15 protein-coding genes are annotated in these 17537 nt (G+C 38.9%); 2 read left to right on the forward strand and 13 right to left on the reverse strand.

The window, feature by feature from the left end:
* Positions 1 to 304: 304 nt before the first annotated feature.
* Entirely contained in the window at positions 305 to 964 is a 660-nt protein-coding gene (locus AC106S_RS01945; protein WP_482437452.1) for a hypothetical protein, read from the forward strand.
* A gap of 279 nt (positions 965 to 1243) precedes the next feature.
* Positions 1244 to 1690: a KTSC domain-containing protein gene (locus AC106S_RS01950; protein ID WP_482437453.1), complete on the forward strand. Its 447-nt coding sequence runs from the start codon at positions 1244 to 1246 to the stop codon at positions 1688 to 1690.
* 395 nt (positions 1691 to 2085) lie between these two features.
* Here AC106S_RS01950 and AC106S_RS01955 read toward each other — a convergent pair whose 3' ends face one another.
* The 13 genes from AC106S_RS01955 to AC106S_RS02015 all read right to left on the reverse strand — a co-directional run bounded on the left by AC106S_RS01955 (position 2086) and on the right by AC106S_RS02015 (position 17537).
* Entirely contained in the window at positions 2086 to 5271 is a 3186-nt protein-coding gene (locus tag AC106S_RS01955) for an efflux RND transporter permease subunit (protein WP_482437454.1), read from the reverse strand.
* A 7-nt stretch (positions 5272 to 5278) separates the two neighbouring features.
* Positions 5279 to 6340 carry an efflux RND transporter periplasmic adaptor subunit gene (locus AC106S_RS01960; RefSeq protein WP_482437455.1) on the reverse strand — a complete coding sequence of 354 codons (1062 nt, stop codon included), beginning with the start codon at positions 6338 to 6340 and terminating at the stop codon, positions 5279 to 5281.
* Between the two features lie 9 nt (positions 6341 to 6349).
* The gene (locus tag AC106S_RS01965) at positions 6350 to 7702 is read right to left on the reverse strand and encodes a TolC family protein (protein ID WP_482437456.1); all 1353 of its coding nucleotides are present in this window, start codon (positions 7700 to 7702) and stop codon (positions 6350 to 6352) included.
* Between the two features lie 97 nt (positions 7703 to 7799).
* On the reverse strand, positions 7800 to 8393 hold the full coding sequence (locus AC106S_RS01970) for a TetR/AcrR family transcriptional regulator (protein WP_482437457.1): 594 nt from the start codon (positions 8391 to 8393) through the stop codon (positions 7800 to 7802).
* A gap of 387 nt (positions 8394 to 8780) precedes the next feature.
* Positions 8781 to 9605, reverse strand: a complete 825-nt coding sequence (locus tag AC106S_RS01975) for a CvfB family protein (protein ID WP_482437458.1) — start codon at positions 9603 to 9605, stop codon at positions 8781 to 8783.
* A 330-nt stretch (positions 9606 to 9935) separates the two neighbouring features.
* A complete protein-coding gene (locus AC106S_RS01980) occupies positions 9936 to 10787 on the reverse strand; it encodes a DUF4476 domain-containing protein (protein ID WP_482437459.1) in 852 nt (283 codons plus the stop codon).
* Between the two features lie 102 nt (positions 10788 to 10889).
* Positions 10890 to 12293 (reverse strand): dihydrolipoyl dehydrogenase, encoded by a 1404-nt coding sequence (gene lpdA / locus AC106S_RS01985; RefSeq protein WP_482437460.1) that lies wholly within the window; start codon positions 12291 to 12293, stop codon positions 10890 to 10892.
* 204 nt (positions 12294 to 12497) lie between these two features.
* Positions 12498 to 13145, reverse strand: coding sequence for a DUF2306 domain-containing protein (locus AC106S_RS01990; RefSeq protein WP_482437461.1), 648 nt, complete (start codon positions 13143 to 13145; stop codon positions 12498 to 12500).
* Between the two features lie 58 nt (positions 13146 to 13203).
* Positions 13204 to 14340, reverse strand: coding sequence for a helix-turn-helix domain-containing protein (locus AC106S_RS01995; protein WP_482437462.1), 1137 nt, complete (start codon positions 14338 to 14340; stop codon positions 13204 to 13206).
* Positions 14341 to 14353: 13 nt separating this feature from the next.
* The gene (locus AC106S_RS02000; protein WP_482437463.1) at positions 14354 to 14710 is read right to left on the reverse strand and encodes a hypothetical protein; all 357 of its coding nucleotides are present in this window, start codon (positions 14708 to 14710) and stop codon (positions 14354 to 14356) included.
* A gap of 1 nt (position 14711) precedes the next feature.
* Positions 14712 to 15791 (reverse strand): glycosyltransferase, encoded by a 1080-nt coding sequence (locus AC106S_RS02005; protein ID WP_482437464.1) that lies wholly within the window; start codon positions 15789 to 15791, stop codon positions 14712 to 14714.
* Positions 15791 to 16570 (reverse strand): formyl transferase, encoded by a 780-nt coding sequence (locus AC106S_RS02010; RefSeq protein WP_482437465.1) that lies wholly within the window; start codon positions 16568 to 16570, stop codon positions 15791 to 15793. Before AC106S_RS02010 ends, AC106S_RS02005 begins: the two co-directional genes overlap by 1 nt.
* The gene (locus tag AC106S_RS02015) at positions 16557 to 17537 is read right to left on the reverse strand and encodes a polysaccharide deacetylase family protein (protein WP_482437466.1); all 981 of its coding nucleotides are present in this window, start codon (positions 17535 to 17537) and stop codon (positions 16557 to 16559) included. Before AC106S_RS02015 ends, AC106S_RS02010 begins: the two co-directional genes overlap by 14 nt.

The following is a 17537-nucleotide window of genomic DNA, read 5'->3' on the forward strand; positions in this document are numbered from 1 at the left end:
CCTTAGCTTCTTTGTGCATATTTCAGGAAGCAAAGGCAGGAATCAACTCCGTTGATCCGATGAAGCGTATGGATAAGCATCAGCTTCATCAGCGACGAAGCCGCTTACCTTTGCCTGCTTACAATAAAACGGTATTAATCATAAAGCTTTGGGTTCGTTTTTTTAATCAAAAAATAATTTCAGACATGATTTATTGGCCCTTATAAAAAATCATAATAATCAAACTTTATTCTAAAGTTTAAACATACTCTTAATGGTTGTTCTTTCTGAACATTTGACTTAAATTTGTTAAAACTTAACCTGTATGAACACTTTAAAGAGAATTGCACCTGTTGTATCGGCCCTTTTACTGATCTGTTTTTTATACCAGTTGAAAGATATTCCGGGAGGTGTTTTCTTTCCGGCATCACTGGTTTCTGTCGTGGTGTTTGTTATAGTTATAGGGCTTATTTTGTTCCTCTCTTTTATTCTGAATCTTATTTTCCGTAAAACTCAATTTATATCCATTGTTTTTTTAACATCTATCCCAATTTTAATGGTCACCTGTTATAAACTGTATTCCCCGACCCTGAAGATCATTGTTCCCAAAGGATATTCGGGGGAGGTCAATCTGGTGCTTTCAAAACTCGATACCAATGAATTAAAAGTTGATTCCAACGGAATCGGATACATTACCCGATGGACTTTTGATAAAACCTATACCCGTCCGGAAGTTTATGACACAGAAGGAAAAAGCCTGGACAACCGTCTTATCGGTTACGATAAAAATAAGTTCTGGGGACAATCCTTCGGTGGAGGAAATACAATTAAAAGCCTGAGCTTTGAGATCCATGAAGATTCAACAGCATTACCGTTACGGAACTTTAAAGTTTCCGACTGGCTGCGAAGAGTGGATATGAATAAAGTTTATCTTGAACATCCGGACCAACCCGTAGACAATATCCTGGATATAAGGAGCAAATAAGTGATTTTCTATATATTCGAACCTTTGGGTCTCAATTCCGGATAAAAACCTGTTGTTACTGAATAACACAGCTTTATCGATTGATTTTTCCCTAAAAACGTTCTTTTTATATCTTGAGTAATTCCAAAGCCTATGAGCCTCCTTCAACAACCCTGTACATTTGTATTTATTATAAATAAAATTTCTGTTTCAAGTCATTAAATAAATTAAAAATGAATAAGTTATGATTTTTACAATTTAAAAGCTTAATTTTGCACCCCGAAATAAGGATCATATATTATGAAAAAACTGGGCGAGCACAGAAAGCTTTTAGGTGTTGATAAAACCGTTACTTTAAAGGAGTTAAAAACCATTTACAGAAATGTAATGAAGGATACGCATCCTGATAAATTTATCAATGATGAAGCCGGAAAACAGGAAGCAGAAGAAAAAAGCAAATCGGTGATTGAAGCCTATCATTTTCTGGTGAGCATCAATCCTGAAACGCAGGAAAAGTATAAGGAAGAATATACAGAAACGATAACCAAATCCAATATTCAGGATTTTTACCTTGAAAAATCGATTTTAACCGTTCAGCATTTGAATGGAAATATCTATGAATATATGGGAGTTCCGAGGAATACCTACATTAAAATGGTTAATTCCGATTCGCCGAGCCGTTTTGCAAGAAGACATATTTACGGAAGTTTCATTTACAGAAAATCCGGTGAAGTTATGGCAGATTAATTTCTGTTATATAAAAAACAATATAGGCTTTCGGTTTGTTCCGGAAGCTTTTTTTTGGATTGAACCTGTTTTTACATAAACATCATAAAATAATGAATATCAATAATTTTCGATTTAAACTATTTAAAACACTTTACAATCCCAGAAACTCATTTTAAAATCCCGATAGTATTTCACAGATTTCAAAAATCATAATAAAACATGGTTTAGCTTTCTTTAAAACCAATCAGAAATTATAAAAATAAACCTTATATCAATCAGGTCACGTCATTATTCAATAGAGCTGGATTTAACATCTGGCATATAATCCAGCAAGAAAAACCAACGGCTTTACCTGAAATAAGAAAGCGCCCCGGATGATCTGAGGCGCTTTCGGCTAATTAAAGGTTGTTATTTTAGTCTAAGTGTTTTGGAGTGTAACCGTCTTCACTCAGTTCTCTGTGTTCATAATCTGCTTTCATTTCAGCTTCGTAGTCTACTTTTTCATGTTTACCCATTCTTCTCAGGATAGAGTCAAACAGGGAGTATACTACCGGAACAATGATCAGGGTAAGGAATAGGGACGATGTAAGACCACCGATAACTACCCACGCAAGACCTTTATTCATTTCGGCTCCTGCTCCTGTTGCCAATGCAATCGGAAGCATACCGAAGATCATCGCAATCGTTGTCATCAGGATCGGACGGAGACGCGCATGGTTGGCCTGAATCAGAGCGTCGTGTGTATTGGCACCCGCTGCTTTTCTGGCATTTGTAAAGTCAACGATCAGGATCGCGTTTTTCGCAACAAGACCGATCAACATGATCATCCCCAGCATCGTAAAGATGTTCAGTGAATTGGCTGTCAGGGCAAGGATCACCATTACTCCGATCATTGCCAAAGGAATAGAGAACAATACTACAAACGGATATACAAAACTGTCATACAGGGAAACCATTACCAGGTAAACCAATACGATCGCTGCTAATAAAGCAATACCTAACGTACCGAAACCTTCCTGCTGGTTTTCCATATCACCACTCCAGATGTAATCCACACCTACCGGCTTTTCTTTGCTGTCCATAAATTTCGCCGCCCATTCGTTGGCTACGTCACCCACAGGTCTACCTACCGCTTTGGCTCTTACTTTTACAGAAGGGGATTTATCTCTACGTTCAAGCAAACTTGGTCCTGATCCCATCTTCACATCGGCAAACTGGCTCAGACGAATCTGCTGCCCCTGAGGGTTGGTGAACATTAAGTTTTTAACGTCATCAATAGATTGTCTGTTGGCATCTCCGAAACGGATATTAATATCATATTCATATTCTCCGGCTCTGAATTTTCCATCGGTATTTCCGTTGAATGCAGTCTGCATCGTCTGGCCTACACTGGAAAGATTTAAGCCTAAAGAAGCCATTTTATCTCTGTCGATATTCACCTGAACCTCCGGATTACCTGTATCCGTTGATAATTCAGCATCTACTGCTCCCGGAACTTTTTTCAGCAATTCCAAGATTCTTGTCGCTTCTTTTACTGCTGTTGCGTTATCCGGAGCGGTTACCACCATTTCGATCGGTGCGTTTTCAGCTCCCATGATACCGATTGGTGCTGTTTTGAATTCAACTCCTGTGAATTTCTCTTCTAACGCTCTTTTTACTTTTGCCGCTTTGATGTTGGTGCTTTCATAACGTTCAGACTTATCCGTCAGGTTTACCTGAACCTCAGACTGGTACGTTGTTGCCTGGGCTCCACCAAAACCTGTTGACTGCTGTCCGACCGTTGTAATAAGGTCCACTACATCTTTATCATTTCTTAAAAACTTCTCAACATCTAAGGTCAGCTGGTTGGTTTTTTCAATCGTTGCATCTTTTGATAATTCCATCTGAACAAGGAACTGTCCACGGTCGATCGGCGGGAAGAATTCACCTCCGATGAATCCGAATGCTACCAGCATAAATGAACTGATCAGGACAACGAATGTAATAATTACGGTTGAAATTCTTCTCAGTGTGGTTTTCAGACACCATTCAAGAATATCTGTGATCCAGTGTGTGAATTTCTCAATCAGACCTTCAAACCAAAGGATGAATTTCTCAAACCAGTTTTTACCTGTTAAATGTTCCAGCTTACCGAATCTTGATGACAACCACGGAATGATGGTAAAGGAAGCCAGCAATGATAATAGGGTGGCAATAACTACCGTGACGCAGAACTGCGCAAGGATATTGGCTACAAGACCTGAACTCATCGCAATTGGTAAGAATACCACCACAATTACCAGGGTAATCGCTGCTACGGTAAATCCGATCTCCGAAGCTCCGTCATAAGCTGCCCTGATCTTGCTTTTCCCCATCTCCATGTGACGGTAGATGTTTTCAAGTACAACGATCGCGTCATCCACAAGGATACCTACCACAAGCGAAAGCCCGAGTAAACTCATTAAGTTCAGCGTATACCCCATCAGGTTCATTCCGATGAATGCTGCTACCAGTGAAGCCGGAATGGAAACCATTACGATGAATGCGTTTCTGATACTGTGAAGGAACAACAGCATCACAATTGCCACGAGGATAATCGCCAGGAACAGGTCGAAAATAACGTGGTTGGCAGATTCCAGGGTAAAGTCTGTGGTATCGTTTACCACTTTTACTTTTACCCCCTGAACTTTATAGGCATTTTCTACTGTCTGAATGGTTTTCTGAACACTTTCAGATACCGCCACTGCATTGGCATCCGACTGTTTTTTAACCTGCATTAATATGGTAGGAAACTGATTGAATCTCGCTACTTTTTCAATGTCTTTCTGAGCATCGAAAACTGTCGCAATGTCGGATAAACGTACCTGGGCTCCGTTTTTATTGGAAACCACAAGGTTGTTCATTTCTGCAATCGACTTATATTTTCCTGATAATCTGATCGTAGATTTTGTGGTTCTGGTCTTCAGACTTCCTGTCGGGAAATCAAGGTTTGAGGAAAGAATAGCCTGTTGTACGTCTCCGATTGAAAGTCCGTACCCCTGAAGCTTTTTCTCATCCAGATTCACCTGGATTTCTCTTTCCTGTCCACCCACAAGGTCCACCTGTGCCACACCGTTTACACGGGAGAAGATAGGTTCGATCTTTTTATCTAAAAGGTCATAAAGATCTTTACTGTTCAGTTTATCTGAGGAAATACTCATTGTAATGATCGGCAGATCATCCAGGGAGAATTTGTTCAGAGAGGGAGCGTCCACATCATCCGGAAGGTCTGCCAGGATAGCGTTCACCTTTCTCTGGGCATCATTCAGGGCATAGTCTACGTCTGCTCCGTTGTTCAGCTGAACCATGATTACGGATAAACTTTCGTAAGAGGAAGATTCTACTTTTTTCACGTTTTCCAAAGAACCTACGGCATCTTCAATCTTCCGGGTTACGGAAGTTTCCACCTCTGCCGGTGAAGCTCCCGGATATACCGTAGAAATGGTTACCATATTGGTTTCAAACTTCGGAATCAATTCGTACCCCATCATGGAGTAACTTAAGATACCGCCCAGCGTAAGTATCGTAAATAATACGATCACCAGGGACGGCCTTTTAATGGATATTTCTGCTAACTTCATCTTTCTTCTACTTTACGATATTGATTTTGGATCCGTTATCAAGATTGATCTGTCCGCTGGTAATTACCTGTTCACCGCCATTCAGACCACTTAATACCTGAACTTTGTCTCCATATACTTTACCTACGGTCACTTTGATCATCTTAGCCGTACCGTTCTGAACGATGAACAGCTGTCCTGAGCTTACTCCATTTACGAAAGCTTCCGCAGGAACGGTGATCATATTCTGTGTTTCGGCACCGTTATTGGTTTTAAAGGTAGCCGTTGCATACATCCCCGCTTTCAGGTTTCCTCTGTTCTGAACTTCAATTTCAACAGGGAAATTAAGGGAAGCATCACTTTTCGGAGCAATGAATGTAATTCTGCCTACGAAAGAGTCTTCAGGCAATACATTTACTTTGATCGGAACTTCCTGCCCTAACTGGATTTTGCCAATCTGGCTTTCATCCACCAAAACTGATAATTTCAGGCTGTTGATATTAACGATTTCAAACATTGCGGTTCCCGGAGAAACTACTGCTCCCGGTTCCACCATTTTTTTGTTGATGGTTCCGCTAATTCCTGCACGGATGCTTGTATCATTTACTTTTACACTTTGGGCTCTCACTGCAGCCTGTGCATTTTTAAGCTGTAATCTTGAATTATCCAGTTGCTGCTTGGTAACTCCTCCTGTTTTATAAGCATTTTCATAACGCTGGTTGTCGATAACCGCATTCTGAAGGTTGTTCTGAGCCTGGGTAACATCCACTTCGATAGCATCTTTCTTGATCGTTGCCAGAACCTGTCCTGCTCCCACTCTTGAGCCTTCTTTTACCAGAACGCTTACGATACGTCCGGAAATCTCTGAAGACTGGTTCATTTCCTGCTTGGGAATGAATGTTCCGTTGGCTGAATAGTCTGTATCAATATTTTCTCTGGCAACAGTTACCACATTTACATTGATCTTATCAACCTGCTTGGCCACCTCTTTTACTTCCTGGGTCTGTTTCTCCTTGTTACCTGCAATCTTGTAAGCTGCAAGTCCTACCAGCACTGCCGCTACGATGATATATATTAAAGTTTTTTTCATTTTAGTTTATTATGGGTTTTGTAATGTGTTCAGTTCGCCTTTAGCCTTGATCAGCTTGATCTCGGCCTGTTTGTAGTCTAATAATGCATTGGAGTAATTCTGTTTAGCCTGTGTTAAAGCATTTTCAGAATCCAGTACTTCTGTAAGGGTTGCCAATCCGTACTGATAGTTAGACTGGGTGTTTTTCTGTACTCTTTCTGCCAGCTCCACATTATCTTTCATACTCTGGATATTGATAATGGTATTTTCCATATTGGTAATGGCATTTTTATAATCCAGATCCAGGCTCAGTTGTGTTTTCTGAATGTCCTGATCTATGTCCAGAATATCGATTTCCGCCTGCTGGATTTTTGCTTTTGTAGCTCCACCGGTGAAAATCGGGATATTAACGTTAAGGCCTATCGCTGAATAATCGCTCCAAAGTACTCCGTTATTAAGTCCGTTGGTTAAAGGAAACTTTTTACCCATTCCGGCCCAGCCGTAGCTTGCGGTAAGGTTTACGGTTGGATAAAGATAAGCTTCCGTTGCTTTTTTGTTAAACTGAAGAAGTTCTCTGTTCTTATTGAGTACTTTAAGCTCTGTACGGTTTTCCAGATTTACATTGCTGGCAATAAGTTCAGGTTTCGGCTCAATGGTTTTTTCTTCAAGCTCGATGTCTGTACCAATCGGAACTCCCATGTAGAACTTCAGAGCATTTTTGGAAAGTTCAACCGAATTGATCAGCTGCTGTTTATTGGAACCGATGTTGGTAAGCTGTACGTTGGTACGGTCTAAGTCAATAGATTTAGCTAAACCATTATCCACAAGACTTTTGATTACGTTTCTTACTCTTTCGGTATTGGCATAGCTGGCTTCTACCGTTTTAAGGTTTTCTTCCTGTACAAATACCTGATAATAAGCTGTGGCTACGTTTTCAATGATCTGCTCATTGGTAAGTTCTGCATTCAGAATGTAGAATTCTCTGGTAGATTTCGCTGCTTTAAGACCTGTAAACACCCTCTGGTCGAATATAGCCTGCTGAAGCTGCACTACTGCACTTGAACTCCACGGCTGTCCTAACTGGGCTCTGATTCTTTCTCCGCCAAATTCAAGCAGGGATTCCTGAATAACCGGATTGTAGGTAAGCCCGGCTGTGGCACTGATCTGAGGAAGAGCTCCGGCTCTGGCCTCATCAATTTTATATTCGGCTTTTTTCACCTGTAAAGCAGCTTTTTTAGCTTCTGCCTTATTCTGCAGTGCCTGTTTGATTGCTTCCTGCAAAGAAACCTGCTGCTGTGCAGATACGGATGAAAAACCGAAAATCATAAATGCTGCAGCTATCCCAATTTTTAGCTTTTTAGCAGTTATACGTTTTCTGTTCATAATTTTATACTTCGTTTATTTTTTTAGTTTGATTTTTCTCTTTCAATGTTTTTGTTTCTAAAGGACGAATAACTTTTAAAAATACTTTAACATTTTTTTAGTTTTTGAAAAGCATATTGATAATGATCTCTTTTCTTTCGGAGATAATCTTATCATATTCTTCGTCGCTAATCATCAGATTCTCCATAAACAGGGGTCTTATGGCACTCGGAAAAACGAGAAGCGATACCATATTGAGGATAAACTGTACCGGGGCCATTTTCTCAATGTTTCCCAATTCCATCTCTTTTTCAATATCCTTATATAAAGTTTCCAGAATATCTTCTTCTATTTCTTTCTGATGACAGTTTCCTTTGTTGATCTGGGATACGATATAAGTTTCCAGATACGGATACTGAAGGCTGGTGGAAAGACTGCTTTCTATGAATTTGCTCATTTTTTCCTTGAAAGGAAGGTCTGAGGTCTGAATGATTTTTGATTTTTCCTGCTCCACTTTCTGAGCTTCGTCAAAGATGATCTGGATCAGATTGTCCCTTGAACGGAAGTAGTAGTTAATAAGCGTTCTGTTTACTCCGGCTTCATCTGCAATCTCCTGTGTAGTTGCGCCAAATTTTCCTTTCACAAAGAATAAATTCTTCGCGGTCTCCTTGATCAATTCCTGTGTTTGGTCCTTTTTTGCTTGATTTGACATTATTGTTAAACAATTTTGTGCAAATTTAAATCAAAATCTGTTTTTGACAAAATTGTTAAACAAAAAAATTAAACAAAATTGTTATGACATGCATCATGTTTTTGTTATTTTATTTACGTTCAAATGCTCACTAATTGCGTCAGATCGGGGCAGATCCTCAAATGAAGGTTGGAATATGGAAGCTGGAAGTTACTTTTAGGTACAACTACTGAAGATGTCTGTAAAATCAAATTAACTGAAAAAGCATATTATTAATGGACCGCATAACTCTGTATCAAACTTTCAAACTGAAATTGATTATTAAAGACAGGCCACTTAAGACCAATAAAAAAGACCACCCATTGGGCAGTCTCAATATATTTTAAACTTTTTTAAGATCAATCTAAATTACAACAGTCGGATTTTATCTTCCAAAATATCAATCACCTTATCCTTATACAGTCCGCCGATTGCCTTTTTGAAATTCTTTTTGCTCATCTGAAGCTCTTCTTTGATCTCTTCCGGTGAAGATTTATCCGAAAGGTGAATCAGTCCGTAATTTTCCTCCAGTCTTTCAAGAATCTTTTTTCTGAATTCATCAATATTTTCAAAACCTTCCGGCTGCAGGGAAACATCAATTTTACCATCTTCACGGATCGCTTTAATATAACCTGTTTCTTCAGACAGCGGATAAAGCTTTTTGAATACATCCGATGCATATACCAGCCCGATATATTCCTTATTGATCACAACATTCCAGCCCAGTTCGCTTTCATTCATCATAATCAGGTCTACCTTATCCCCTTTTTTGAACGGAAGATCCTCATATTGCGGATTTCTTTTGAATTTCGTTGTTCCTGTGATGAGATCCAGATCTTCATCCACATAAATATGTACCAGATATCTTTTGCCTTCAATGATCTTGGATTTCTGCTGTTTGTACGGAATAAAAAGATCTTTGATGATTCCCCAATCCATGAACGCTCCGCTCGGAAGACTCTGTACACAGCTCATCACCGCAAACTCTCCTACTTCAGCCAGCGGAATTTCAGTGGTAGCCTTCAGTTTATGGTCATCCTGGTAAACAAATACCTCTACATCTTCACCTGTTTCCTTTTCGTCCTGAATAAAGATCTTAGGCAGGAAAGCCTTTTCTCCTGATTCGTCTGTAAGGATCCATCCTGAAGTATTTTTTTCTGAAATTTTTAAAGTCTGGGTTTTTCCGAGTTGCATTGATGATAAAATTAGCTGACAAAGGTACGGAAATTTGAAGATTTTTAAACCATCAGATTTTCTTCGGTGATTATTTAACCTCCTTTTATTAAAAATAACAACTGTAAAACCTGTACATCTGGAAGAACAAATCTGAAAAAATATGAAGAGATATTTCTTTATAGCTTTTCTTTTGGCAATTGTTAAATGAGGCTGAAGCCCATTTCTATTGAATAAGGGAGTAAATAAAGGATGGCCTTGTTATTAAAATTATTGCGTTCCTGTTGAATGTTTAAATAGGTAAGACTTAAAATAAAAAGAGAGAATCATCATTGGATTCTCTCTTTCTTATTATGATCTTGAAATATATTCCATGAGTTCTTTTCTGCTGTTTTCGAAGTCAAAAGCATCGTATACCACAAAGAACCTGTCTTTATCCACACATTTTCTATACATGGATTTGGCAAGGGACAGTCTGTTTTTATCGAAACTGATGAATTTTACCAGATCCCGGACCTGCGCGGAAGTAAAAAGAGAATTGTTCATCTGCTGATTGATCATCGCTATTTTACTGTCATCAAACTTTGCATTTTTCTGGAGCATTTCAAAAAAACGGCGAAAAGTGTTGTTATCCATTACATTCCCGGAGTTATTCCAGTTTCCGGACTGGTTTCCGTAAGGATTGTTCCATACATCATTCCAGTCATTGAAGCCATACTGTCCCTGAACGGGATAGGAATCCAATAAGTACAGTCCTTCATTGGTAAAGAAGTCCAGTACCATTCTGCTGTTATTTCTCAACATCAGAGAAGTTCTGTAAATCAGGAATCCGTTACTGTACACTGAAACAGAGGTTCTTCCGGACTGGAGATCAAAGAAACGGTATTTCCCGGCACCGTTTGAAATCGTCTGATCACCTACTTCAACGGTAAAATACCCCTGCTCAGGAATCCGCAGAAAAACTTCGGCATACCCGTAATTCCTGTTCCATTGGTAATTGGGGTTTCTGTTTCTGTTTTGCTGACCGTTTATGTTACCATACCGGGAATTGTCAGAAGATCTGTTTTTTATATCCGTACCTCCCTGAGCTTTCATTTCGGTTGCGGAAGCTTCGTTTTTCAAAAGTTCGCCGGCTTTTCCGGCCTGTTGAGCAGATAAATTCAGTCCTGCCAGTATGATTAAGCTTGTAAAGATATTTTTCATAGGTGAAATTTATTATTGCGAACTCCATTTCTGTGCCAAAAAAAGAGAAACAGTAGCTGTTTCTCTTTTATTATTTAGATATTGTAATCTTTCATTTGAAAATTACATATGAATCGGTCTTTTTGCCGTAGCATCCAGTGCAGCTTCTTTAATTGCTTCTGCATAAGTTGGGTGAGCATGGGAACTTCTTGCGATATCTTCAGCACTTGCACGGAATTCCATAGCAATTACTCCTTCTGCGATAAGGTCGGCAGCTCTTGCTCCAACGATGTGCATTCCTAAAACCTCGTCAGTTTTTTCGTCTGCAATAATTTTCACAAGACCATCGATATCGCCACTTGCACGGCTTCTTCCTAATGCTCTCATCGGGAAAGAACCTACTTTATAAGCCACTCCTTCTTCTTTCAGCTGCTCTTCAGTTTTACCTACTCCTGCAACTTCAGGCCATGTATAAACAACACCAGGAATCAGGTTGTAGTTGATGTGCGGCTTCTGTCCTGCCAATGTTTCAGCTACAAATACTCCTTCTTCTTCAGCTTTGTGCGCAAGCATTGCCCCTTTGATTACGTCACCGATCGCATAGATATTGGCTACGTTAGTCTGTAAATGATCGTTTACTTTTACTCTTCCTCTTTCATCAAGCTCTACGCCTGCTTTTTCAAGGCCAAGACCGTCCGTGTAAGGTTTTCTACCAACAGAAACCAGGCAGTAATCTCCTTCTACCACTACTTCCTCACCTTTTTTATCTTTAGCAGTGATCTTTACGGTATCTCCGTTTCTCTCGACTGCAGAAACCGCAGTGGAAAGCATGAATTTCATTCCCTGCTTTTTAAGAACTTTAGTCAGTTCCTTGCTTAAAGCTCCGTCCATTCCAGGAATGATCTTGTCCATAAATTCAACAACCGTTACCTGAGCTCCCAATCTTAAATACACAGATCCTAATTCAAGACCGATTACCCCACCTCCGATTACTACCAGATGTTTAGGAATTTCCTTTAGGTTTAATGCCTCAGTAGAAGTAATCACTCGTTCTTTATCCAATGTGATGAAAGGTAAAGAGGATGGCTTGGAACCTGTTGCAATGATGGTATATTTAGATTCAACTGTTTCAGAAGAACCGTCGTTTTTAGTGATTTTGATCTGAGTAGCAGATTCGAAACTTCCTACTCCTTCAAAAACAGTAATCTGATTTTTGTTCATCAGATAGCTGATTCCGTCTGTATTCTGCTTGATCACTTCATTTTTACGTTCAATCATTCTTGTAATGTCTGCCTGTGGCTCATTAATAATGATTCCATGACCCGCAAAATTGTGTTTTGCATTCTCGAAGTGCTCAGAGCTGTCAAGAAGTGCTTTTGACGGAATACATCCAACGTTAAGACAAGTTCCGCCTAAAGTTGAATATTTTTCAATAATTGCTGTTTTGAAACCTAATTGTGCTGCACGGATAGCAGCTACATAACCTCCAGGACCGGAACCTATTACGGTAACATCGAATTGACTCATGTTATTGTATGAATTTGTTTATTATTATCTATCTTAATTCTCACAAATTTACATATAAATTATCAAGCACCAAAGTGAGTTTTATCAATTTTGAGATCAAAAGCTGTAAATACCTGCCGCCTGTGAAATGATATTCAAAAGCCGAAATCTTACCTTATGGAGATTATAGCTTCTGAATTATCCTCTAAATTCCTTTTCTCAAAATCACATTACCGCTTTCTTTTTCAGGCGTAAGTAGATTTTAATATTAAAAAAGATCATCAGCAGGGTCATCAGCAAAGACGGAAGAATCTGGCTATATGGTTTATAATCCGGCAAAAGAGTTCCTGTAAAAGCAGATAAAAGGGCTCCCATCGCACTGATCATTTTACTGGAATGTTCATAACGCCACAGGTTTCCATACCGGGACACCGGGATGAAATAGCGGAAAATGTCATAGGAAACAACTGCCAGCAAATACCCCAATCCGGAGTAAATAACCACAGGATTCCAATAAAAACCGATGAATTTGAGATAATACATGAATGCCAAAGCCATCGATAAAGCTCCCAACATAATTAAAAGGTCTTTGAAATAAAAACGGTTCGACTTTTCTTTTAATATTCTGAATCCCGAATATGTATTATAGGCAGCAAGAACCGTAATTAAGAGAAGAAACAGGTTTCTTTTGAATATGATAACTCCAAAAGCCCCGGTTGTTACAACAACGATCATACAACAGCAAAAAAAGTATCCGAGCCTGATATGAAGTCGTGTTCCTTTTGTTTTTAACAGAATAAGAAATCCGGTAATCAATGCAAGAGTTCCGCTGATGACATGCACAATAATGTTGCTTAAATGAAGTGTGTCCATAGTTTTTTTGATGGCAAAAATCCTTTAAAACACAGTTCTGATCGTCCTAAATGACCGGTTAGGACTCTTTTCTGATAAATCCGGACTTTTTAAACTCGGATGGAGTCATCCCGGTTTCTTCCTTGAAGATCTTGTTGAAAGTGGACTTGGAATTAAAACCTGACTCAAAAGCAATTCCCAGGATTGAATATTTTTCGAACTCCGGATTTGTCAATTTATTTTTGACCTCTTCTATTCTGTACGCATTCACGAATTTATAAAAATTAGTATGCAGCCCCTGATTGATTGCCTGGGAAACCTGATGAGTGGAAATATTCATTAATAGAGATAATTTCTGCAAACTCAATTCTTCATCAAGGTAAGGCTTCTCTTTTTCCATAAATTGTAACAGCTTTTGAGAAACAAAACCGGCTCTGTTTTTATCCTGAACACTTATTTTCTCTTCTTTAATAACGGCATTATTCATATCAAGAACTCCCTGCTGATGAAAAACAAGGCTTTGCCTTAAACTGAAGAATACTATACAGAATAAATATCCGCTCTGTACCACCGCAACAATCTTAAAGATCTGATCAAAAGAAATAGCTTTACTTCTGGTTCCTGAAGCAATGATACAGAAAACACCAATAAACAGAACGATTAGTGAAATGACTATATATTTCAGCCAGTCAAGATTTATTTTTTCAAGGGCAGAATAATATCCGGGAAGTATTTTCCGGTATTTTCTTAAAGCCATAAAACACAGGACAATATAAACTACCGGCACCGCAGCCATTGGAAAAGTCAACAGATCCAGTAATACTCCGGCCTGATGCTTTTCAATAAAATACGGAATACTGTTTTTGAACCCTACCGGACTATACAATGCCGAAATACCAATAAAAGACACACTGTAAACAATAAAGAACAACGAATGTCTGATAAGGTAATCTGAACGGAAAGGGACATTAAAAGTTATTGAAATAACGTACAGATAAAGCATTCCCATACCCAGCACCGGAAGAGCAAAGCCAAAAGGCTGAAGCCTTTCAGGAAGTAAAGCCGGAAAAAGGTAATACACCAGGTTGGCAGCACCAACTAACAGCCAAATGATAAGATAATAGTCTGAAGAAACATTTTTCTTTTTAGAAAGCAGTAAAGCAGCACACATGGATGCAACAACTATTCCCGAAAAAGCAATGCTTTCTAATATCATGGCCGGATGATTATTAAGTAATCGTTTTAATATACTGAAGTTTTTCTATTATCTCGCTGCATTTCTGCATCACCTGTTCCCGGTATTGGTCTGTAATCACAGCCAGGCTTTTATCCAAACCTGATAAATATTCCTGATTATACACACTTCTTTCTTTATTAAGAGGAAAAAAACTCGTTTTTGAAGAGAATTCATCCATAATGTCAATATCAATTTCATCAAAAGGACTGATATAGTCGATCTGATCATAAAGATATTGCATTTTTAAACACCCTTCACGGAGACTGGTTTGCCCGGTTGCCATAGCAATAGCATTGGAATGCATCTTTTTGATGTACCTGTTGCGTTTTAATTCTTCAAACTTATTCATCTCATTTTTTCATCAGATCCTGCAATACCTTTTCATACTGATCCAGAATAATATCTTTGGAAAACCTTGATCTGATGGAGTTTTTTATGGACTCCCTGTCATAATCCGTCTGCATTACACTGATTATTTTCTGTGCAAAATCTTCATAGTTTTCAATATCTGCAATTTCTCCGTTGATAGAATGCTGAATGATCTCATTGATTCCTCCCGGACAGTTATTCGCTAAAGAATAGGTTCCGCAGGCTCCTGCTTCCAGAAGTACATTCGGAAAACCTTCATATCTGGATGAAAGGATAAAAAGGTCTGCATACTTCAGAAACTGATAGGGATTTTCCTGTTTTCCATGAAAAATAACGTTTTTTAACCCTAATGATTCTTTCATTGCATACAGCATTTCTCTGTCATCCCCATCCCCGAGAATATGGAGAAGGATATTTTCATGGGTAAGCTTTGAGAAAACGTTGAGCAGGTTATCGAATCCTTTTCTGGAGGATAAGTTTCCGATGGCCACTACATTTTTGTAATGATCTTTAAAACTTTCAGGTTTTACGGAAATTTCCAGTCTGGCATTGATAAAATCGAAATCAACAGGATTATTGATTTTGACGATCTTCTTTTCTTTGATGTTGAAATTCTCTATTAAATCCTTCTTCATGTCATCACTTTGCGCAATGATTCTCTGAAAATTGTTATAAAAATTATAGAAAACTTTTATTTCCTTTTTGGTTACATGCTGTGACACCACATTGGTTTCTCTGGAGATAAACTTCGTCTTTTTTAAGAACGGAATAAACGGGGACATAAACGCTGAGATTTCGCCCCACCCGGAAAAGAAAATATCGGGTTTTTCTTTATAGATAACCGGTAAAATTTTAAAAATTGAAAACCGAATTCTTTCTATGCCCAATTCCCGGACTTTTATATTGGGCTTGAGTTGAGAGGTAGGAAAATCTACATTTTTAAAAAGGAAAAGGGTGAAATCATATTTTTCATCATCCAGATGATTGAGTAATGTAAAAATTATTCTCTCAGCTCCTCCAAAGGTAAGCCCCGGTAAAAGAAAGTAAACTTTTTTTTTCATTATTTCACACCTCTGAAAATTCTATAATATAAATACTGCCAGATGGTAGGATGATACCAAATGAAGTTTTCTTCTGTTCCGCCCGTTGTTTTCAGCTGATCGTTACAAAAATCCTCAACGGCAAGTTTTAATATTTTACCGCCCTCTGCGGTCTGATATAGCGGATATGTTGTAAAATTATCTGATTTTTCCGGTGAAATTCTTGCCTGGTACAGGACATCGCCCGTATCTACCGACTGGTCTACCAGATGTACGGTAACCCCGCAGTTTTCTCTGTCATTATTGGCTAAAGCCCAATATCCGCCGTGGATTCCCCTGTATTTTGGAGTAATTCCTTCATGGGTATTCATAAAAACCGCATTGGTACTGTCCAGGATTTTTTTGGAAATAATCCTGCAGCCATTCACGATTACCAAATCCGGTTTCAGCTCCTGCAGCAGCTTAAGCGTTTTCTTTGAATTTACGGAATCGGTTCTTGTAAGGACGGTTTCAGGAATCGGAGACAGGTCTATTTTTAGTTTTTCGATGACTCTTCTGGTCTGGTTTTTCGAAAATTTCTTAATAAACGGCAGCAGTAGAAGGCCAAACATAATCTGTCCGCCCACATTTATCCAGCCTAATCTTTTAGCACGGTTCTTCATAATCTGCTTCATAGGGACCGCTTCCTCCTGCAGCACGGCAGAAATATCAAAATCTTTTATTAAAGTATTATAAATAATTGCCGACGACCGTGTGTTTCCGGTGAGCATGACAATTTTCTTACTGTTATTTTTTTTCATATTCTGCTGCTATTTCAGACATGTTTTTGCTTTGAAAATTATACTTTTCATTTAATTTTTTATAGTGCTGAAAAATCTCTTCCAAATACCCGAAGTTGATATCCTGATGAATCCCGATATCATGCGGATGAAACCAGAGGTGAAAAATTTCGTTGTTTTTGGCTGCGTAGGTCATCTGCTGTTTTATTCTCCGAAGCTTCAGCCCGTCCAGGAATTTTATTTTTTCTGAATACGGCCTCAGCCAGCGGCTTGCCCTAATGACTGTAAAGCCGTCTTTATGAAGGTCGGAAGTTTTCTGTGTATGATGGCTTCCCACTTTCACAAAATAGTCCAGATACCTGAAGGCTCTTTTTACCACGCCTTCTTCTGAACCTTTTGCCGGAGAATGATACCACGCTTTTTCTGTACCGCGGTAGATTAAAATTCCATTTTTTTTAAGGACTTCCAGATAGCTGTTGTTAATCTGATGCCGGGGGAAAATAAAAGACTGAATTTCGATTTTTTGGGCAGAAGAAACAGCGATGGCAGCCTGTATATCTGCTTCAAACTGATCTTTTGTCTGTCCGTCTTCCAGGCAGTAATAGTGTGAAAAAGTATGGCTTCCGATTTCCTGATGCCTGGCTTTCTGAACCAGCTCCACCAGCTCTTTTCCATACAGATAGAGACCTTCCATTTCCCGTGAAGACGGAATGAAATCATGATAAGGAGAAAGTTCTTTTTCCAGATAAGAAGGTGTGTTTTCGGGACAGTATTGCTGTAAATCCCGGAAATCTCCGGTCATCATAGCTCCCACTGCTGCCCAGGTACAATGAATACCGTACTGATTATAAAGTTTCAGGAGCCTCGGAACAACTTCCCAAACTCCTGAAATATTTTGTCCATATTCCTGAATTGTTTTTTTATCCCGGATTCCCCAGTACAGTTCAAAATCCAGAGATACGGTGAAAATGCCGTTATTTTTTTTCAT

The sequence above is a fragment of the Chryseobacterium sp. FR054 genome (genome assembly GCF_056844565.1).